We start from the raw sequence: 22,236 nt of genomic DNA on the forward strand, positions 1-22,236 counted from the left end.
TTTCGGTACGCGGAAAGGAGCAACTTTCAAAAGAAAAAAATAGGATGATTATTTAGAAGCTCAGCGGTATCAATAGTTTGAATCCGAAGTTGCGACCCATATTATATACCCCCTGACGTCCCGTTACGGAGTTTACGTCGGTATACTTCAAACGGCTCAGGTGGCTTTGGTAAGCCTTGTCGGTCAGGTTATTGGCAGTAATGTAGAGCGAAGCCCACGTACGCCCGTTGTGTACAAAATCGGTACCGATACCTGCATTCAGCAGGGTGTACGATGCGGTTGGGGTTTCGGTGTTGTATGCCGAATAATACTTGTCTTGTTTCCAGTTATGTTCCAGACCGAATGATATATAGGTATTGTTGAGCAATTTATGACCGTGGCGGATGAGGTCTACACGGATATTTGATGTCCATTTCGGTGCAGGCGTGAAGGGCAGGTACTTGGTCGAATCCGACTGGTTGAGCTGTACCGAACTTACGAACGAAAATGTATTCTCGAAGTGTACCCTGTCGATAGGATGGAAGTCGATACTGAGTTCGCCACCCAGAATACGGGCATCGCCCGATGTGAACTGGTAGGTACGGTGTCCGTCGGTCATAACATCATTACCGTTTTCGTCCTGCAATTTGTGCGAAAATATATAGTCGTTGATACGATTAGCAAACACGGCAAGCTCACCCGATATCATTGGCGACGAGAAGCTCAGCCCCAAGTCTGCCTGCCAGCTCTTTTCGGCTTTCAGGTCGATGTTACCTATCTCGTACCGTACCGATCCGCCGTGTGACCCGTTGGAGGCAAGCTCGCTGATATTGGGGGCACGGTATCCGCGCGACAGGTTAAGCTTCGCAGCCCATCCGTTGCCTATCTGGTAAGTAACCCCGATACTCCCTGTCAGTGCACTGTAGTTACGTCTGAAATCGGGAAAGTACTCGATTAGCTCGTCGTGGTCGTGGTCTCCGTGATCGTGGTCATCGTCGTGATCATGATCGTGGTCGTGGTTATGTATATCCTCTTCGCTGAGGTATAGCGAGCGGCTGTGCAGTCGGCGGTGGTCGAAACGGATACCTCCGCTTATATCGAACCGTCCGAAGTTGCGGCTGGCAATGGCAAACACACCCACATCGAACAGGTTATAAGCCGGAATGAGGTATTCCGTTCCTTTGTTTTCCGATACCTGATACATACCGTTTACCCCTGTGACGATCTTATAGCCGTTTATTTCGGGTAGTGTATAACGTATGTCGTAATTGAGCGTATGCAGTTGGAAGTACAGCGAATAATCGTCGGGGTTGAGTACCTCTTCGTACTCCTGACGGCGGTTTTGCTGGTATCCGATAATCGTTTTGAGGTTACCGTCCCCGAGAATAATATTGTTGTCCCAAACGGCCTTATAATGCTTTATCTGCTGGTAAGGCACTCCGTAGTGGTACGACTTGTTGTCGCGGCGGGTGGCTATGGCTTCGCCTGCCGCTCCGTCTATTACTGCGGGTTTGAGGAACTGCCCTGTCTCTTCGTCACGGTCGCCTTCGACAATGCCCGGCGCCATGTGGTAATAGCTGAGGGTGAGGTGCGAATATCCCCATCCCCGATTGATGCCGAGCATTCCGCCAAGGGCATCTTCCCTGAAGCCCGAGTTGTATACGTATCCGTCGTATTTATTTTTGTACGAATGCGCTATTTTCTGGCTGAACCGCCAATCCCAGACAAAACCGTTTTTGTTTCCGGCATTGTTTACCGAATAGCCGAATAGTCCGTTATTGGTCTGATATTCGCTCGAAAGGTTCGTTTCTATCTTGCCTTCGGGCAGGGTGGGAGCAGGCAGAAACCTGATAACGCCTGCTAGAGCATCCGATCCGTAGCTGAGGGTGGCAGGTCCTTTCAGTATCTCTACGGAGTTAACTCCCTGTCCGTCTACTTCAATGCCGTGCTCGTCGCCCCATTGCTGTCCTTCCTGACGTATACCGTCGTTAACGACCAGTACACGGTTGTAACCCAATCCGCGGATTACAGGTTTCGAGATACCGCTACCCGTAGTCACCTGCGATACACCCGGTTGTTTGGCTATGGCATCGATAATATTGGTGGATGAGGTTTGCAGCAGCTCGGTCTTCGGTACCAGCGATATGGGAGCCGGAGTACGTTGTATGAGGGCGTTGCCTGTGAGGGCGGTTACTACAACCTCGTTGATCCGTGCATTTGCTTCGTCGAGAATAAAGTCCAGTTTGTTGGTTTTACTGAGGTCTACAGTCTGTATAATAGTCTGGTGACCGATATACGATATCTGTATCGTTGTATGGGTCGCAGGCAGGTTATTGATCTGATAATCGCCATTCTGATTGGTGGTTGCCCCCTTTTTCAGATCGGGAAAGTAAATGTTGACACCTATAAGTGTTTCGCCCGTGGCTTTATCGGTAATATGTCCCTGAAGAGTGCGTCCGTCCGAAAGATCGGTTACTGCCAGCGCAGGCAGTACCGATACTAAGTATAGTAGTATAATGTGTACGATTTTCATCTGTAAAATTGAGTTTGATGGGAGTGGGGTTTCAGTCCCGTGTTATTGTTAATATTAGTCAGTAGTTGAGAAACATGTACTCTTACCGCCGGCTATTAGCCAACGTATCTTCTTCATTCGCATAGCGGATGCCACATGTTTTCCGCCGGTATGGGAACCTGACGGACGTAAGCGGAAATTTTAAAGAGTGTTCAGATAAACTACTGATTTGTATAACTAACAGTTACTTCGATTTTCGTATGACAATAATGTTCCGGCACGCAACATCGGTATCAGGACGTCAAAAAAAGGTCTGATCCGAAAAAAAATAGCCGGGCAATAATTGAATTTAAAAATATACGTAACCGTTGTTTTTAAGATAGCAGGGTGGGCGGAGCTCGTAGCGATACGTAAGAAGCCGTCTGTATGGAGTTGAAGCTGCATACACGGTCGCCTAACGTAATATAAGGCCTGAATACAAATGGCTTGAAATCGCCTGCCTGCTGTGGGGTGTAATGAGAGAATACGAACTGGCAAATGTCACAATCTTTGTGTGACAGGGTGGCGCTGTTCGCTGCGTGGTTATAGCATTGGTCGTCGTGGTGTGCAAAGGCAACGTGTACAGGCTTCACAACCAATGTGCTCAGCAAAAGCATCATCAGTGTAAGGGCCATACCCTTCTTTGCTATATGTGATCTAAATAAATGTATCACCACTTCAACCCGATTTAATTGGTTATAAAGGTTATATTGTGATGCAAAGATAAATCCTAATTTTGAAATAGCTTGGGCTTCATTTCAACTTTTTTTGACAATATGTCATTTTATATTTTTTTATATAGATATAATGGGCTGCTCCTTATCTTTAATTCGCTGAATTGTAATAAGTTGCTGTTTGTATGAGTTTCCGGTAAAGATTTGTATTTGTGCAGGATGCTTTTCTGTGTTAAATATGTTTTGGTGTAAGTTTCTGTATATTAATACTTTATTGTGTATTCGGTAGTCAATGCTTCTTCTTTTACTATTGTGAGGAAAGCATACAGTTATCTGTATATCTGTCTTTTTGTTTGTTTTGCGAAGGCGATGCCTGTTTAGTCCGGTCAATTATGTACTCCGAAACGTTAAATAATATAACCGGTTTTGCTCTCCTTTTTAGCTATATCGTATTCTCGGTGAGTAGTGGTAGGCTATAAAAATGTGTTTCATTGGGTTTTATTTTCTATTAAATAAAGTTAATATAGCGTATATCCGTTAATCTTTTTGGGTAACTCAACGTCTATAAGTATAAAGGACGATAAAATTGATGTATCTCCTGAATCGGTTCACTTAAATAATGAATGATTATGAAAAGAATTATACTCATATTAGCACTGATAGTTGCTACCGCAGGCTACACAGCACAGGCACAACGTGTAAGCGTCAATATCAATATAGGAAGCCAGCCTTCGTGGGGGCCTGTAGGTTACGATTATGTAGATTATTATTATATGCCGGATATCGACTGTTACTACAGTGTCAATCAGGGCTTGTTCTTTTATCTGAATGCAGGCCGCTGGATAGGCGTTACGTACCTGCCGTATTCGTACCGCAACTATGATTTTTACACTATGTACAAAGTAGTGTTGGTAGGGCGCGACCCATGGTTGCACAACAGCCGCCACCGTACTATGTACGCGAAATACAGAGGGCACCGCTCACAACCTATTATCCGTTACAGTAACGACAATCGTTATCGCAACAGCCGTAATAACAATGTAGTGTGGTACGACCGTAATAATAACCATAACAGCCGTCCGAACCATAATAACAATGGCCGTCCGGGTAATAACAGCAACCGCCCGAATAATAACAGCAACCGCCCGAATAATAACAATAATAACCGTCCCGGAAACAATAACCATAACCGTCCGAACGACAACCGCTATTCGAACGACCATTCGAGATACAATAACAGCGACCGTAATGGAAACAGCGGACGTGTAGAACGTGATAAGAACAACAATAATAATAGCCGTCCGAACCGTGAGGCGAACAAGGATTCGAACCGCGACCGCAATAGTAATAATAACAACAGCAGTCGCCCGTCGAACAACAACCGCCAGAAAGAAAGTTCGGTACGCTCTTCCGAATCTAAAGGACGAAGCAGCAACAGTAACAGCAATACACGCTCGTTGTATAGCCAGACTTCATCAAGCAGCTCGAGCAACAACCGTAGTACGGTAAGTACCAGCCGTTCGTCCGGCAGTGATAATTCGCGCTCAAGCTCGTCCCGTTCGACAGCAAGAAGATAAATTTGATTTAAATTAATATACAAATTAGGTATCTAGTAATATAAAATAGGTTTGTTTAAGGTGAATTAGTTAGTAATTCAAGAAAAGTTTCGGGCTTCCGGTCTATTATTGACCGGGAGCCTCTTTTTTTATTCGTTTTACACTAATTTGTGTTTTTAACACTAAAATAAGTGTATATGCTCTCACTTATTACGTTTCGGTTACATTAAAATAAAGGTTTTTACTGTTGTTTAGTGATAAAATGATACTTTCATAATGATTTTATTATCCTTTATTAATGTCATACGTCTATAATTTTCATCAATAAAACATCAAAATATCATATTTCTTCTCATTTTAACCAATAAAAATATATTTTTACTAAAATAAGTGTATATATTTGTGAATCGCTATGATTAGAGTAGAGTTAATAAGTTGTTTCACAATTTTGAGTTAAATTAAAGTAGTATTTATGAGAAGATTGATGATGGTTTTGGCTTGCATACTGGCAAGTATTGGGTTGTCTTTGGCTCAGACTACACGAGTTTACGGTAAAGTAGTAGATGATACCGGCGAAGGAGTGATAGGAGCATCAGTGGTAGTAAAGGGAACCACAGTCGGTACAGTGACCGACGTGGACGGTAAATTCTCTATGAATATCCCATCAGACAAAAAAACGTTGATAGTGTCTCTTTTGGGTATGAAAACTCAGGAAGTGACAGCGGGTCCAGATCTTAATATCCTACTACAGGATGACGCGCAGGTAATGCAGGAAGTTGTGGTAACTGCCCTCGGTATTACCAAAGAAAAGAAAGCCCTTGGATATGCCGTTGCCGACGTTAGTGGCGATGAGCTTATCAAGACAAGGGGCGGTGTGACCAACCCTATCAATGCCCTTGCGGGTAAAGTGGCGGGTTTACAGATCAATGGCGCATCGGGTAATCTCGGAGGTTCGTCCAAAGTGTTGCTTCGTGGTGTCAAATCATTGACAGGTAACAACCAGCCGCTGTTCGTGATAGACGGTGTGCCTGTGGAAGGTCAGGATTATAACTCGACCGATACACAGCGTGGTGCAGGTGGTTATGACTATGGTAACCTTATTCAGGATATCAATCCCGATGACGTGGCTGATATCTCGGTACTGAAAGGACCTAATGCCTCGGCTTTGTACGGTTCGCGTGCAGCTAACGGGGTAATCATGATCACTACTAAAAAAGGTACAAAAGGTGCGGGGCTGGGTATCTCGGTTAATTCTTCGATAGGTTTCGAAGTTGTAAACAAATTACCAAAACTGCAAAGAGAATATGGTGGTGGTTCGGCTCTTACACAGCAGACCATCAACGGAAAACAATTCCTGGTTCTTGATTATGACCTTGATGAAAGCTGGGGGCCAAAATATGATCCCAGCATACAATACGTGTCTTGGTACGACCTTGCCAAGTGGGAAGCCGGTGGAAAAGTAGGCGATCCTACAACTTCGGCATGGGTAGCTCCTAAACACGACGTGAAAGATTTCTTCGAAACAGGAACTTCGTTCACAAACAATATCAGCTTGTCTAAAGCAACAGATGTATCGAGTATCCGTGTATCGTACACCAATATGAGTGTAAACGGATACCTGCCTAACAGTAAACTGGATAAAAACAGCTTCAATGTTGCCGGTACACTGAAAGACAATAAGTATTACGAACTGTTTACCAACGTTACTTACCTGAATCAGGCGGCAACAGGACGTCCCGAAACAGGATACGGCGATAACAACGTGATGGTGAAATTCGTACAATGGGGTCAACGTCAGTTGGATATGAAAGAACTGAAAGACCTGTATATTATGCCCGACGGAACTCAGGCAGGATGGAACCGTACATCGTGGAGCAATCCTAAGCTGGCTTATTCGAACAACCCTTACTGGTCGAGATACAAAAACTACCAGAACGACACCCGCGACCGTTTGTACGGTAACGTAGGTATCAAGGTGAATCTTCTTCCGGGATTGAAAGCACAATACAAAGCTAACTTAGACTATTACAGCGACAAGCAATACGAACGCAAAGCTGTTTATTCGCAGGAAGAAGCCGGATATACCGAAATCAACCGCCAGCAACATGAGCTGAACCACGAGTTCCTGCTTATGTACAACGGACGTTTCAACGAAAAATATACATTGGATGCAAATGCCGGAGGTAACATTATGTACCGTACATACGAATACATTATGGGCGAATCGGTAGGCGGACTTGTATTGCCCGACTTTTATAACCTGAGCAACTCGGTTAGTACACCTAAGGCAAGTAACAAGCTGACCCGTAAATCGATAAACAGTTTGTTCGGTAATGCTACATTCGGTTACGACGGTAAAGTATATGTTGACGTATCGTTACGTAACGACTGGTCGTCGACACTGCCCAAAGGCAATAACTCGTTTCTTTACCCTTCTATCACAGGTAGTTTCCTGATATCGGAAGTGGTGAAAAAAGACTGGCTCGATCTTGCCAAAGTACGTTTGGGATGGGCTAAGGTAGGTAACGATACCGACCCTTACAACATCAACGATATATACACATTCTATGCATCGTTCAACGACCTGCCAGCTTATGTGGCGTCTACTACTAAGCGCAACGAAAACCTGAAACCCGAGCAGACTTATTCGTATGAGTTCGGTCTCGAAGGTTCGTTCTTCAAAAACCGCTTAGGATTCGACTTCTCGCTGTATTCGTCAGAAACGAGAGATAATATCGTTCCGTTATCGCTTTCGGGAGCAACAGGTTATACAGCCTACTACCTCAATGCGGCTACTATACAGAACAAAGGTTTTGAATTGATGTTGCAGGGCACACCTGTACAGACCAAAGATTTCGAATGGTCTATTACAGGTACATTGTCGGGCAATAAAAATAAAGTGAAAGAAATTCTTGGTAACTCTACAGACGGATACCTGCGATTGACAAATGCTCCGTTCAAAGTAGAAATCGGTGCCCTTGCCGGAAAAGAGTACGGTGTAATAATGGGTACAGACTATGTGTATGACGATAACGGAAATAAAGTGGTAACAGCTTCGGGTGTATACGCTTCGACCGACAAAAACGTGGCATTAGGCAGCGCTTATCCTAAAACATTGTGGGGATTGAGCAACTCGTTCCGTTACAAAGGATTGACATTGAGCGTACTGTTCAATGGACAGTTTGGCGGTAAATACTTCTCTACATCTAACATGTGGGGTATCTACTCGGGTATGTTGGAAGAAACTGTGGGCTTGAACGAATTGGGTAATCCTAAACGTGATGCAGTAGCCGATGGCGGAGGTATTTTACTACCCGGTGTACATGCCGACGGAACGCCTAATACTACACGTATTTCGGCAACACGCTGGGCATCGTCGATCTACAGCGGGCCTGCTGCACAAAACGTATTCAAAAGCGACTTTATCAAGCTGAGAGAAATCACACTGAGTTACGATGTGCCTTTGACTTCTACCAAATATATCAAAGGGTTGAAGCTGTCGGCATACGGACGCAACTTAGCGATGTTCGGTTTGGATAACAAAAACTTCGATCCCGAAATGGCAACTACAAGCTCCGGTAATATACAAGGGGTAGAAGGTGGTGCATTGCCTTCGACAGCTAACTTCGGATTCAATGTCGGAGTACAATTTTAAGGTCGCAGACCTATTTTAAGTAAAAGCAAGTATTTACTGTTACTAAGATGGAATTCAATATGAAAAAAATAATAAAAGGATTACTCTTTGCATCTCTTCTTATCTCCGTTACGTCATGTAAAGATCTGGAAGAAATCAATGTAGACCCCAACAACCCCACAGAGGTGTCGACTCCTGCCATATTGCTGGGAGCCGAAAAAAAAGTAATGGACTATATGTTCGACAACTGGTTCAGCGGACGCCAGAGCCTTGTATATTCGCAATACTGGGCACAACGCAACTATACCGAAGAAGACCGTTACCAGATACGCGAATCGGTAAACAACAGCTACTTCAACTATTTCTATACATCGGCAGGTAACCTCGCGCGAATCGAAGCTATCAATACCGACGAGTCTACCAAAGAGGCGGCAGCCGTTTATGGTAAGAACGAAAACCAGATCGCCGTGGCTAAAATTCTGAAAATATGGCTCGTTCAGGTAATGGCCGATACCTGGGGCGGAATACCTTACAGCGAAGCATTCAATCTGAGCGGAGGTGCATTGTACCCTAAATACGATGATCTGGATCAGTTGTACACATCGTTGCTGACCGAACTCGATCAGGCGATAGATATGATAGACACAGATGAAACAGCCTTTACGTCGGGTGATAATATCTATAACGGTGATGCCGGACAATGGAAAAAATTCGCTAACTCGCTGAAATGTCGTCTGGCTATCCGCCTTTCTAAGGTAGACAGTAACTGGAAGACATACATTGCCGAAGCTGTGCAGTCGGGTGTATTTACCAGTAACAGCGACAACGCCCTGTTCCAGTATTCGACATCGGCTCCTAACCAATGCTATTTCTACCGTGGTTTCTTTGTAGAAGCTCGTAACGACTTCTCTATCTCGAAACCTTTTGTAGACTTACTTAAAGGTCAACGTGATACACTGAATGCCAAAACCCATCCGTGGGAAGGCGTATTAGACCCACGCTTGTCGGTCTATACATCGGCTAATGCCGACGGAGACTATATCGGTGTACCTTATGGTGTGGAAAGTAACGACTTGTCGAGCGTAGCTCCCGGAATCGATTATGCTCCCGACTTTTCGGAAGGAAAACCTTTGGCAGTACAGGCTAACTTTGCAGTGCCTTTGCTTACTTATGCCGAAGTTTGCTTTATCCTGTCGGAATATAACGGATTCTCGGCAGCCGATTATAAAAAAGGTGTGGAAGCTTCTATCGATTTCTGGAATACACAGAATGTATCGGTAAAAGGTGCTGCATCTATCTCCGAAGCAGACAAAGCTGCATATGTAGCAGCCGTAACCAAAACCGTAAATGCCGAAGCTGTAGCCACTCAGAAGTACATCCACTTGTACATGAACGGAACAGAGGCATGGGCTGAATACCGCCGTACGGGTTATCCTTCGACATTGCTGAAGCCGAACGAGAACTCGACCGTTGCTTATATTTATGACGATAAAGGGAACGTTACAGGTACACAGATACTTGAATTTACAACCTTGTCGGAAACAAAAGGAGACTTGCCTGCAAGAATCAAGTATCCGACAAATGAAAGTACTCTGAATCCGGCGGGATTCGAAGATGCTGTAGCTAAGCTTACCGATGGCACTAACAACTACTACAGCAAGATGTTTTGGGATGTACGGACTTCATCGGTTCCGCATCCGGCTAATAAATAAATACTTTAGATTTACTCAATTTTTTGGAAGGGTCGAACCGCTGATGGTTCGGCCCTTTTTATATTCCGGAGCAGGTATGCCTGTGTCTTATCTCTTATAAAAATGGTTTTTGAAGCTGACCGCCTCTTTCAGGTCATCTACATTCACTTTTTTGCTCGATATCTCGTTTAATTTCCGGTCGGTTGTTTCCACATTCCCCAAGTGGTTGGTGCGGAGTATGGCATTTTCGAAAACAAAACCGTAATTGACATTGTCGCCTACTATATGCGGATAACGGCTGGCAATATCGTAAATTTCATATCCCATACTGTAGTGGAGGCTCGGATTTTGTACACCCAGAAAAAGCGACATAATGGTGGGCGCAACATCGTAATGGGTAGTAGTATGGCCGAATACCTTATTGGCCTCTATCCCCGGATAATACAATATAAAAGGAACCTGTATCTGCCAGTCCGAAAAATTACTGCCATGTCCCCAATAGTTTTTCCGGTTTTCGTTGAATTCCTGTCCGTGGTCTCCCGTAATCACTATTACACTGTTTTCGAGCATCCCTTTTTCTTCCAGTTTACGGGTAACCTTCCCTATCAGGCTGTCGGTGTAGTATACGCAGTTCTTATACAGGTTGAAATAGGGAAGAGGGTCTATATCGTTACTTAGTTTCGTATAGTCGGCTTCGTCCCATGCCGGGCCGAATTTTTTGTTGTGCTCCTTAGGTATCGCGGTAGCATGCGGCGTATCGTAAAAAAGGAATGAAAAGAACGGCCGTCCGGCAACTTGTTTATCTACATATTCGCAAAACGAATCGGTTATATACTGATCCCTGTCGAAAGGAGTTTTTCCTTCCGATTTAAGATTGATATCGGGAGTCCTCCTGAACACAAGCTCATGGATAGGAGGGCTGGTCAGTATTGCGCTCGGGAATACCTGTATATTGTAATCAAGATCAATAAGCCTGTCTATCAGCAGAGGTGACAGTTTGGATATGGTTATCTCCTTTTCGTACGTTGCAGACATCCCGAAGAATAACCCGATAATCGAACCCCGTGTTCCGTTATTAGAGCTCAGGTGCTTGCTGAAGTATTGAGACTTCTGTGCAAATTTGCTGATATTAGGGCAATTGATAGAATCGTAAGTACGGGGATTCCACGAGTCGATCACGATATATATAATATTCAGTTTAGGGATAGAATCCGATATTTCGAGCGGATATATAGGATATTGTATGTCTGACGACGGAATATTGTATATCTGGTCGAGGTCGTCGGGTTCGGCTATACCCATTTTCATTAACAAAGTATTGGCCGTGAGAGGAAAGAAGAAAGGCATTGCTGTTGCCGATTTCAATATCGGGCTTTGACGGATTGCGGCAGCTACTGCATGCCCTATGTGTGATATTAGTACACATATGATAAGTGCAACCGAAAGGCATATCACCGTTTTCTTTCTGAGCAGGTGGTATGTTTTCTTCCCGATAAAGTACGCAATGGTATAGGGTACGACCGATATTAGAATAGCAATACCTGTAAACTTGACGATTACCCAAAAATCGAAGTCAAATACTTCGGTTCCTCCTCCGAGTATCAGTTCGAGTACAAAACCGTTAAAATGAAACCTGTATATGTTGAACACCATTCCGTCGAGTACTATAAATATCTGTAAAAGCACCGCCGCAAACAGATAAATACAGGTTGCGATTTTGTAATTGCTGAAGATGAGCGAAAACGGAAGGTAAAATATCAAGTATAGAACGACGGCAAATAATGCCGCATGACCCAGGGAAGCAGGAATGTAATATAGCCATGATACAAGGTTCATATCAGAATTGATGTTGCTGCCGAATATATTAAATATGAAATCGACAGATGTAATTACAGTAGTAATTATCAATAGAAAAAAGCCAAAGCGTGCCTTCTCCATTTTGCTTGGAGCAAGTGTTGTCCTATCCATAAAAAAGTGTACAATTAGTGTATTCGCCGCAAATATATGAAAAACAATCCTAGAGCTATCTGAGATTTTATATGAAATAATGTTATATTTAAACATTGAATTTGTTAATAAAGAGTTACAATTTATGACCGAAAAACAAAAAATGCAAGCTGGAATGTCGTATCATGCCTTTGATGAGGAACTTATACGTGATCGTGAAGATGCCCGGATGAAAATATATGATTACAACCTGACCCGTCCGGATGAAACGGATAAAAGAACCGGGATTTTGCGTTCACTATTCGGGTCTGTACAAAAGGATATACTGATAGAGCCCTCATTCAGATGTGATTACGGGTATAATATACATGTCGGTGAGAATTTTTATGCCAATTTCGATTGTGTGATGCTCGATGTGTGCTCTATTGAGATAGGAGACAATTGCCTGTTGGCTCCCGGAGTGCATATCTATACAGCATCGCATCCGCTGGACGCTGTAGCCCGGACATCGGGAGACGAATTCGGTAAGCCCGTGAAAATAGGGCATAATGTATGGATAGGAGGGTGTGTGGTAATCAACCCCGGAGTTACTATCGGCGACAATGCAGTTATAGCATCAGGATCCGTAGTGACTAAGGATGTACCGGCAAACACTCTGGTAGGTGGTGTGCCTGCGAGGGTAATACAGCAAATCGGATGATTCCGGATTTTAAAGCAATAAAGTGAAAAACAGAATACAAATATACCGTTTGATGGCTTGTATGGCATTCGTAGTGTCATTGTTGTCGTGTAACAATTCGGTGTCGGGTATCTCGAACGATGATTTCCAGATGAGCCTGATCGAGAGGGAAAAGCTCAACTTCATCAATTTTCAGTGTGTAGCTTCCGCCGATAAGTATGACGAAATAATATGGGAGCTGCCATCGGGCGAGATCGTTTCGGGATTTTCGTCCGTTACCGCTTATTTTCCTTACAAAGGAGAATATACGGTGAAGGTGAAGGTGACGAAAGGTCTCAGTTCGTCCGAATTTTCGAAAACGGTGTTTATCCGGCGTGACGATCCTTATGTGGCTAAAGGCGAAAAACTTGTCTGGCATGATGAGTTTGACGATTCGGCTCTCGATCCAGCCTTTTGGAAAAGCCGTTCCACCCACTACGAAAATAATAACTGGAGAAGTTCCGATGGAAAGCAGAATATCAGCCTCAAAGATGGTATCTTAAGAATATTTGCCTGTAAAGAAGGCGAGCCGCAAAAAGTAGGGCAATATACATCCGTTTCGTTAAGTACTCAGAAACTGAAGGAATTTACTTACGGACGTATTGAGTTCAGGGCAAAGCTTCCTGCAAATATGAATATACGCCCCGCTCTGTCGATGCTTGGCAACGATATAGACGAATCGGGTTGGCCGGCTTGTGGCGAAATGAGTATAGCCAACCGTCTGACTCTCGAACCCAGAGCCATCTATTCGGGGGTGCATACATATTCTAATTACGAATATACGATGCATACCGACTCGATGCGTGTTACCGATTACGATACCGAGTTTCATGTATACGGAATCAAATGGATACCCGATAAGATAGATTTCTATATAGATGCGCCTTCGAATATTTACTATTCGTATAGCCCTTCGGATATAAACGGCCGTACATGGCCTTTCAGTAAACCCTTCTTTGTTTCTTTGGGGCTGGTGATGGGTGGCGACCGCATCGGGCGCCAGGGTGTGGACAACAGCTCGTTACCCCGTGATTTGTTTATCGATTATATCCGTGTTTACCAGAATTTATAGGATGTGGTAAAGTATGAAATACGTCATTGCCAGATTAAACCCTGCATGGCATAAGACGGCACACCAGATAGATCCGCCTTTTTGTCTACAAATGAATAATACCTGACTTAACACAAACATAGCGGCAACCCATATTGTAGCTTGCAGCGGCAGAAAATCCCACTGTCCGTTATAAAATACGATTCCGAAATGAGCCAGATGTGTCAGGGCAAAAGCCAGACTATCTACGTAAGACGCACGGCGTTCGCCTAGTTGCTGGGCAAAGCTCCCGTGTATGACTCCCCTGTATAAAAATTCTTCGCCAAACGGACTGAATATCATTGATGTAATAGCTATAGGTATAAATACAGCCATCCGGTTGTGCAGCAGTGCCTCGCGAGGTACTGTATATGAGCGGGAGATATAGTAAAAACTGTTCTTTATATCTATTCCGTATGCTTCTGTGTTGAGGATGAATAAAGCTGCACAAAAGAACATCCCTAAGAAGAAGGATAGCATAATCCACTGCGACTTGGAGGGTTTAGTGAATCCGATATACTTCCGGCCTTCTTTCGAGAGAAAAATAAACGGAGTGAACCACATCAGCACAAATATAAGTGATACGAAACCGTAACCTCCCGATGCGGCTGTTTGCAGAACGAGGATAAAGCGGGGAATCCCGAAAAGCAATATGAGGAATATACCAAACTTCCAGTCGTAAGAAAAATACTTTTGCCAAAATGGTCGAAGTAAATTATTATTCATGCTTGTTTATTCTTAAATAGCCAAATATACTTATTAAAGGAATAATTTCCTGTACTTTTATCTTATTAAGTACAGGAAATTTATTTTAGATGCAATACAAATTTTAGATTTTCCGGAAAATGTAATGTGATTAGTGGATTATTTATTTGACTGTTTATTAGCGAATTCAGACTTTATGACTCATCATATATAGTATCGAATTGGTAGAATGAAGCAGGATATTAGGTCTACCCTGATAGTCAGTATGGATACTTGTTGGTTATATTGATATAAGAAGAAAAAGATAGATACTAAGGGTTGAGGGTCAAGTGAATAATAATGAAGCGAGTTTTGTTGCCATTAGTCCGACCACCTATACTTAAGTTTTAATTTAGATTAGTAATAAGAAGAGGTCTTTCCGGCAGTAAAGGCTTTTCTCTTTTGTTTAACTATTTATGTTAAGTTGGCTTCTTTTTTGGATATTAAAAATAATCCTTATATTTGCCACACTAAACAACCCTTTACAAATAAGGAATGACCAATATTTTCACACATAAAAACATTAACAATCATCTAAATTTTAACAATTTAGATTTGTTATTATGTGCTGAAATATTAGAGAGAGAGAGAGAGAGAGAGAGAGAGAGAGACGCATCATAGGGCGTTAACTAAACAAATTTTCTTATTGTGTCAAAATAACGGGGCATTTTTTTATGTCTTCGTTCAGATTGTTGCATATTTTCATTTCCACTTATTAATAAGTTGGCAGGGCCGTCTGTGTCGGATAGAGGCATTGTTGTTTTTTTGTTGTCGTTCGAAAACTATATCGGATAACAGATTGTGTCTGTGTCAACTAACCAACGCAGCAGGGTGCAGTGTGTGCACTTTGCTGCTTTCTTTTGGAGATATTTTTTTTAACGCAAAGGCACTTAGATACAAAGGTCTTATCCCAAGATGTCATGTAGTGGTAAGGCTCTACTTTACCCTTTGTTTCACTTTCGTGCCCTTTGCGTTAAACCCTTTCTTATTAGGCAGAGCAGAGCCCTGCCACTACAATCTGCATATTCAAAAACAATTACTCTTTATAACAACAGAAGAGTCCTTGACTCTAAAAACAACAAAAGGGGCTGTGGCCCCAACAACTCAAACAAAGAATAGCAATGAAAAAGTATTACATTATTTTACTATACTTTTCGGGTATAGTAACCTTGCATGCTCAGGTCGGAATTAATACCGAAACACCGAAAACAACACTGCACATAATCCCTTCTAAAACAGATGCTACCACAGCCGAAGGAATTATTGCGCCTAATCTGACCCGTGCACAACTGATCAGTAAAGATGCCCGTTATGGAACAGACCAGAATGGCGCAATTATTTACATAACCGCCATAAACGGAACCGTAAGTACCAAAACAGCCAAAATAACCGAGATCGGTTACTACTATTTTGACGGAAGCCTGTGGCAACCATTTTCCAGTTCAACACCAGTAGTACCTACCGAGCCCTGGCGAGTGCAAGGCAGTACCACCGAAGCCACAGCCAATACCCAGAATATCTATCAGGCAGGTAAAGTAGTAATCGGTGCCGCCCAGACCGGGACCGCCGCTACCGAAACATTGTATGTAAGTGGCACGAGTAACATAACAGGCAATTCCAAAGTCGGCAGTTCAACAGTCAGCGGAAACGAAACCGTCGGCGGAACCTTAGCCGTAACCGGAGCAACAACACTTTCGGGTACACTAGGGGTAGCCGGAGCTACTACCATTGCCTCTACCGGAAGTTTTACTCTGGCAGGAAATGGAGCTGCAGCCAACAAATACCTGATGTCGGATGCAAGTGGCAAAGGCACTTGGACAACATTACCAGCCACAGCCACAAATGCCGAACCATGGTTAGTTCAAGGAGGTACTACACAGGCCACAGCTAATACCCAAAACATCTATCAGGCAGGCAAGGTAGTAATCGGGGCTGCGCAGACTGGAACAGCCGCCACCGAAACACTATATGTAAGTGGAACAAGTAACATAACAGGTAATTCTAAAGTAGGAAGTTCAACCGTTACAGGCAATCAGACTATCGGAGGAACCTTAGCTGTAACCGGTGCTACTTCCATAGCCACCACCGGAAGCTTTACTCTGGCAGGTAACGGTGCGGCCGCTGGGAAGTACTTGGTCTCGGATGCAAGCGGTAAAGGCACATGGACAACATTACCCACTTACCCAACTGTACCTACCGAGCCCTGGCAGGTGCAAGGCGGAACAACGGCTGCCACAACCAATGCGCAGAATATCTATCAAACCGGAAGTGTAGGTATCGGAGCAAGTACGGCCGTGCCTGCTGCTTATAAATTTCAGGTAACAGGTGCGAGCAATGTAACGGGTAACTCGCGCGTTGCCAGTTCAACGGTAGTAGGCGCCCAAACGGTAGGTACAACTTTAGGAGTAACCGGCGCCACAACCTTATCGAGCACATTAGGTGTAGCCGGAGCTACTACGATTGCTTCCACCGGAAGCTTTACTTTGGCAGGTAACGGTGCGGCTGCCAGCAGATATTTAATGTCTGACGCCTCCGGTAAAGGTACATGGACAGCCTTACCCACAACAGCCACAACTGAACCCTGGCTGGTACAAGGCGGAACAACTCTGGCAACAACCAATGCCCAAAATATTTACCAAACGGGAAGTGTATCTATCGGTTCCAATACAGCCGGCACTTATAAATTTCAGGTAACAGGTGCGAGCAATATAACAGGTAATTCACGGGTAGCCAGTTCAACGGTAGTAGGCGCCCAAACGGTAGGTACAACTTTAGGAGTTACCGGTGCAACTACCTTAGCCAGTACACTGGGTGTAACGGGAGTTGCCACCATGAGTAACAATCTGCTTGTAACAGGAAATACAGGAATGGGTATCACTGCTCCAACCCAAAAACTGCATGTGGTGGGTAATGAATATGTAAGCGGTCTTGGTAAATTCGGAGGAGCAACAACGCTTAATGCTTCGGCTCAGTTGGAATTAGGCGATACCAATAAAGGTTTACTACCTAACCGTGTGGCATTGACCAGTGCAACAGTAAAAGCTCCTGTAACCAATGCCGTAGACGGGATGATCGTTTATAACACAGCTACTGTTTCAGCACAAGGCTTGTCTCCCGGCTTTTACTATTGGAGAGGTACTACATGGACACGCTTGGTAGATGTTATTCCTCAGACAACTGTAAATTTGTTGAATTTAAGAAGTGGAGTTACTTCTACTGTCGGTGATGTAACTACTTTGGCGACTAAAGGTGTGGTTTTGCCTTTTGGAGACTTGGTATCTACAGGAGTTTACGCAATAACTTTACCGGAGGATGGTTCCTATGCGTTTAATTTCAGGCTATATGGTCCTATCAAAGAAGATGGTGGTAATGTGAAAACCGCAAGAACTGTTATCTTTTATATAGGGCTTTTGAATAATAGTGTACTATCTGATGCTGCTGAAATTAATGTCAATGTTATCCCTTCTACTAATATTAGCACCGTAGCGACATACTCGGTTGTTTTGGCTTGTGATGGAAAAGCTGGAGATAGAATAACTTTCCGTTTGCATCACTTTAGTATAACACCTTATCCATGGAGTTTGAGTGCAAGTTCTAGTAATTCTCAGGCCAACCGTACATCAATGGTGTGGTGGAAATTGTAATTTATATTATAATACATGTAAGAAGAGGTCGGATTTAACCGACCTCTTCTTACATGCTTATAGGTTAAGTCTCTTCTTCCAATTCTTGCATATTAAAAATATTCCTTATATTTACCCCATCAAACAACCCTTTACAAAAAGGAATGACCGATATTTTCACACATAACAATATTAATAATCATCTAAATTTTAACAATTTAGATTTGTCTTTGTGTGCTGAAATATTAGAGAGAGAGAGAGAGAGAGAGAGAGAGAGAGAGAGAGAGAGACGCATCACAGGGCGTTAACTAAACAAATTTTCTTATTGTGTCAAAATAACGGGACATTTTTTTATGTCTTCGTTCGCTTTGTCGTATATATTCATTTCCAAATATTAAGTTGGCCGGGTAGGCTGTGTCCGGTAGGATCATTGTTGTTTTGTTGTCGTTCGAAAACTACTCAGGATAACAGTTTGCTATCGAGCCAACTAATCTATGCAGCAGGGTGCAGTGTATGCACTTTGCTGCTTTATTATTCAAGAAAAAACAAGCTCGTCAATAGTCTTTTAAACACAAAGACACAAAGATACAAAGGTTTTACAGAAAGGTTCGTTGTAGAGGTAAGGCTCTGCTTTACCCGTTGTCTTGAAAAACAAGACAGTGCACTTTGTACTTTCTTCGGATTCTTTGTGTTATTAAAGCTCTTCTTATCAGGCAGAGCAGAGTCCTGCCCCTACAAAAGTTGCATAAAAAAACAATCACTTTACATTATAACAACAAAAAGTCTTCAGGTCTTAAGAACAACTCAAACAGAAACAACAATGAAAAAGAAAACTCTTTTACTTTTGGGAATATTCTCATTTGGAATTATCCATGCACAGATCGGGGTAAATACCGATAATCCTATTACAGGATCAGTTCTAAATATCGACCCGCTGGGAAATAATTCGACGTCATCTCTCGCCAAGTATGATGATGATATTGTAGTTAATGGTATAGGAAATGTAGGAATAGGTACAGGTTCGCCCAATGCAAAACTTCATATTGTGAGTAATTCGAGCCCAGCATTCCGTTTGGTAGACGGAAATCAGGCAGATAAGAAGATATTAATGTCGGATGCAACAGGAACCGCACAGTGGGGAGAAGCAGTCTTTAACAATTTTGGCATTATTCCTTTTGGAACGGTTACTTTCACAGGAGCAAGTATTAATAGCACTGTAGCAGATGCTTTTTACTCAGGATTGAGTTATACTCTTCCCGGAGCGGGTGTATATTCCGTATCGATAGTTGTAAAATGTGTGGCTAACAGAGCAAATTATGGAGGATTCAACTGGTCTCAGGTTTTGCCTACATCAATTGATATTCCTACAGTATGGGGAGCATCGTCACCTCGTTTTTTGGGAGGTTACGAAATATATCGGAGTGGTAGTACCTATATCCGGACGGCGACAACAACTATAGCTTACTTTGCTTTTAACCAAACGTTAACGGTGACAGATACTGCTAAAACTATCTATTTATGCTTTACCGGTGCATCGCCCTCGACAACCCTGCCTACTGATGTGATTACTGTTTCGTGGGGTACATCTGGCACCGATCCTGCTCCTAACGGTGATTCCCGGAATGAAACTACAGGTTCGTATATTAAAATAAACTAATACCCGAGGGTTCTTTAAAACTGGAAGATAAACAAATGCTTCTAAATAACGATCAAAACGCATTATGAGAAAAATATTATTATCTACTATATTATTTATAATCTGTATTAGCATCTGTGCACCTCTTTTTGCGCAGGTCGGAATCAATACTACATTGCCACAGGGTATTTTACATATCGATGCCCAAAGTAATACTTCAGGAACAACTAATACCCGTGATGATGTGATTATCTTGGAAAACGGAAATGTAGGGCTGGGTATATTATCGCCATCTGTTAAATTACATATCGTATCAGTTACTCAGGGTGGGGGCTTTGCTTTACAGGACGGAACGCAAGGCGCTAATTATATTTTAGTATCGGATGCTGATGGTAACGCTTTTTGGAAGGAATCGGAAGTTAGTGAATTTACTGTTATTTCTTCTGAAAATTCGTCTACTTCGTCATTTACTGCTGCTTCGTACACATACGATCCGGGATTGAGACTTATTTTTCCTCGTTCGGGTACTTATTCTATTTCGATTATTACCCGGCTGACAATGAACAGAGCGGCATCTGCTGTTGCCTTAGTGAGGGTATATTTAGCACCTCTTGCAGCATCGCTTAGTTTTCCGGGAGCAGCACAGGTGATAGGCTCCGTTATAGTAGAAAACAATATATATCAATCGTATATAAACCAAAATATTGAGGTTAATGCTACGACTGGGCTAACAGCCCGTTTGGTATATTCTGTTGAAGGTCAGTTTACCGCTGCTTCGGGAACTTTACAAGCCAGTTGGTCGGGTACACATATCAGGGTTAAATAAAAATTAAAAATATGATACATTTCAATAAAATATATATTGTAGCTATTCTCATTATAGCTTTTTTACTGATTGATAATTATTTGTCGGCTCAGGTTGTAGGGATAAACACTCACAATCCGCTGAGATTATTACATATTGACGGAGGTGCGAATACAACAGCCTCTACTTCCGATTCGGACATCGAAGTGTCCGATGATGTTGTAATAGATAATACAGGCAGGGTAGGGATTGGCTTATTAAATCCGGTTGTGCGTTTACATATCGATAGCCGGAATAAATTGAGCCTGTCTACACCGGTCGCCGGATTCAGATTACAAGATGGTTCGGAGGCCGAAGATTATGCTTTGACTTCCGATGCCAATGGATTTGCTCATTGGGCTCCGGTTGATTTTAGTGGCTATACGGTAGTTGAATACCAAAGAGTAAGGAGCGAATTTACCGAACCGTCCACATCCTGGGCCAGTACAGTTGTTTATTCCAATCTGTATATTGATTTTCCGGCACCGGGCAGATATCTGGTATCTATCGGGGCTAAGCTAGAATTGACACGTACAGGTACTACTCAGGCTATTTTCGGACTTTTAAGCCCGAGTAATAATCCGTCGGATTATTTTACAAATATGTATACAGGAGCATATCCCGTATTGGCTAGTAATCAGACTCAATTGGCTCAAATACGGATAATACTGTGTCAGGAAATAGAAATTACGGCATCGTCTCTCAGGGCATATCTGATGTTGGAGTTTTTTAATACAAATTATAGCAATACCGGATATTTTTACACATCCTGGGGCAACGGCGGAATACCTCCCGAAGCACATCGGACAGGTGGATCATTTGTAAGGATTAATTGAAATAAATAGAGTTAAGCAGCTGAGGTTGTTTTATTGAGTAGCCTTAGCTGTTTGTATCTCAAAAATATGGATAATTAAAAATATTCCTTATATTTGCCCCATTAAACAACCCTTTACAAAAAGGAATGACCAATAATTTCACACATAAAAATATCAATAATTCTCTAAATTTTAACAGTTTAGATTTGTCTTTGTGTGCCGAAATATTAGAGAGAGAGAGAGAGAGAGAGAGAGAGAGAGAGAGAGAGAGAGACGCATCACAGGGCGTTAACTAAACAAAATTTTCTATTGTGTCAAAATGACGGGGCGTTTTTTTATGTCTTCGTTCGTTTTGTCGTATATATTCATTTTCAGATAAAAAGTTGGCTCGGCAGATTGTGTCAGGTTGAGTCGTTGTTGTGTTGTTGTCGTTCGAAAACCATGTCGGATAACGGATCGTGTCAATGCCGGCTAACTATTGCAGCAGGGTGCAGTGTATGCACTTTGCTGCTTTCTTCTAACAAGCCAGGCCAAAGCTATACCATTATCACTATGATATTAAAAAAACAAAGATTATCTCAATGCGAACTTTATAGAAAACCAGATACTTATAAACTTCAACATAAACACTCTTTAAAAAATCCACAACAATGAAGAAACTGCTATTATTATTCGTGCTCATGAGTACGATGTTTGTACTCGAAGCCCAGGTAGGCATCAACACCGAATCACCC

Annotated in this window: 12 protein-coding genes; 9 read left to right on the forward strand and 3 right to left on the reverse strand. The window is 42.7% G+C overall.

Going from position 1 to position 22,236, the window contains the following annotated elements:
* Positions 1–52: 52 nt before the first annotated feature.
* Positions 53–2,512: a TonB-dependent receptor gene (locus BUC12_RS16810; protein WP_062183103.1), complete on the reverse strand. Its 2,460-nt coding sequence runs from the start codon at positions 2,510–2,512 to the stop codon at positions 53–55.
* 1,321 nt (positions 2,513–3,833) lie between these two features.
* Between BUC12_RS16810 and BUC12_RS16815 the strand changes: the two genes are divergently transcribed.
* The 3 genes from BUC12_RS16815 to BUC12_RS16825 all read left to right on the forward strand — a co-directional run bounded on the left by BUC12_RS16815 (position 3,834) and on the right by BUC12_RS16825 (position 10,106).
* Positions 3,834–4,781 (forward strand): hypothetical protein, encoded by a 948-nt coding sequence (locus BUC12_RS16815; RefSeq protein WP_175552644.1) that lies wholly within the window; start codon positions 3,834–3,836, stop codon positions 4,779–4,781.
* Positions 4,782–5,232: 451 nt separating this feature from the next.
* Complete coding sequence (locus tag BUC12_RS16820; RefSeq protein ID WP_070808619.1) at positions 5,233–8,415, forward strand: SusC/RagA family TonB-linked outer membrane protein; 3,183 nt, start codon at positions 5,233–5,235, stop codon at positions 8,413–8,415.
* 59 nt (positions 8,416–8,474) lie between these two features.
* Positions 8,475–10,106: a SusD/RagB family nutrient-binding outer membrane lipoprotein gene (locus BUC12_RS16825; protein WP_062183126.1), complete on the forward strand. Its 1,632-nt coding sequence runs from the start codon at positions 8,475–8,477 to the stop codon at positions 10,104–10,106.
* An 87-nt stretch (positions 10,107–10,193) separates the two neighbouring features.
* Here BUC12_RS16825 and BUC12_RS16830 read toward each other — a convergent pair whose 3' ends face one another.
* Entirely contained in the window at positions 10,194–12,053 is a 1,860-nt protein-coding gene (locus tag BUC12_RS16830) for a DUF3413 domain-containing protein (protein ID WP_175552645.1), read from the reverse strand.
* A gap of 124 nt (positions 12,054–12,177) precedes the next feature.
* On the opposite strand from BUC12_RS16830, the gene BUC12_RS16835 reads away from it, so the two are divergent.
* Both BUC12_RS16835 and BUC12_RS16840 read left to right on the forward strand, forming a co-directional pair.
* Positions 12,178–12,732: a maltose acetyltransferase domain-containing protein gene (locus BUC12_RS16835; RefSeq protein ID WP_062183129.1), complete on the forward strand. Its 555-nt coding sequence runs from the start codon at positions 12,178–12,180 to the stop codon at positions 12,730–12,732.
* Positions 12,733–12,754: 22 nt separating this feature from the next.
* Positions 12,755–13,822, forward strand: a complete 1,068-nt coding sequence (locus BUC12_RS16840; RefSeq protein WP_139262102.1) for a glycoside hydrolase family 16 protein — start codon at positions 12,755–12,757, stop codon at positions 13,820–13,822.
* On the opposite strand, the gene BUC12_RS16845 is transcribed toward BUC12_RS16840, so the two are convergent.
* Positions 13,817–14,566: a CPBP family intramembrane glutamic endopeptidase gene (locus BUC12_RS16845; RefSeq protein ID WP_062183118.1), complete on the reverse strand. Its 750-nt coding sequence runs from the start codon at positions 14,564–14,566 to the stop codon at positions 13,817–13,819. The genes BUC12_RS16840 and BUC12_RS16845 overlap by 6 nt on opposite strands.
* A 1,139-nt stretch (positions 14,567–15,705) precedes the next feature.
* Here BUC12_RS16845 and BUC12_RS16850 point away from each other — a divergent pair.
* From BUC12_RS16850 to BUC12_RS16865, 4 genes are all read left to right on the forward strand, one after another.
* On the forward strand, positions 15,706–18,228 hold the full coding sequence (locus BUC12_RS16850) for a beta strand repeat-containing protein (protein ID WP_062183121.1): 2,523 nt from the start codon (positions 15,706–15,708) through the stop codon (positions 18,226–18,228).
* 799 nt (positions 18,229–19,027) lie between these two features.
* Entirely contained in the window at positions 19,028–19,864 is an 837-nt protein-coding gene (locus tag BUC12_RS16855; protein WP_062185281.1) for a hypothetical protein, read from the forward strand.
* A gap of 64 nt (positions 19,865–19,928) precedes the next feature.
* Entirely contained in the window at positions 19,929–20,669 is a 741-nt protein-coding gene (locus BUC12_RS16860) for a hypothetical protein (protein WP_062185279.1), read from the forward strand.
* Positions 20,670–20,680: 11 nt separating this feature from the next.
* Positions 20,681–21,523 carry a hypothetical protein gene (locus BUC12_RS16865; RefSeq protein WP_062185276.1) on the forward strand — a complete coding sequence of 281 codons (843 nt, stop codon included), beginning with the start codon at positions 20,681–20,683 and terminating at the stop codon, positions 21,521–21,523.
* The last annotated feature ends 713 nt before the right edge of the window (positions 21,524–22,236 follow it).

Origin of the sequence: Indolivaga macrotermitis, assembly GCF_900128985.1 — a bacterium.
Lineage (GTDB): Bacteria > Bacteroidota > Bacteroidia > Bacteroidales > Dysgonomonadaceae > Dysgonomonas_A > Dysgonomonas_A macrotermitis.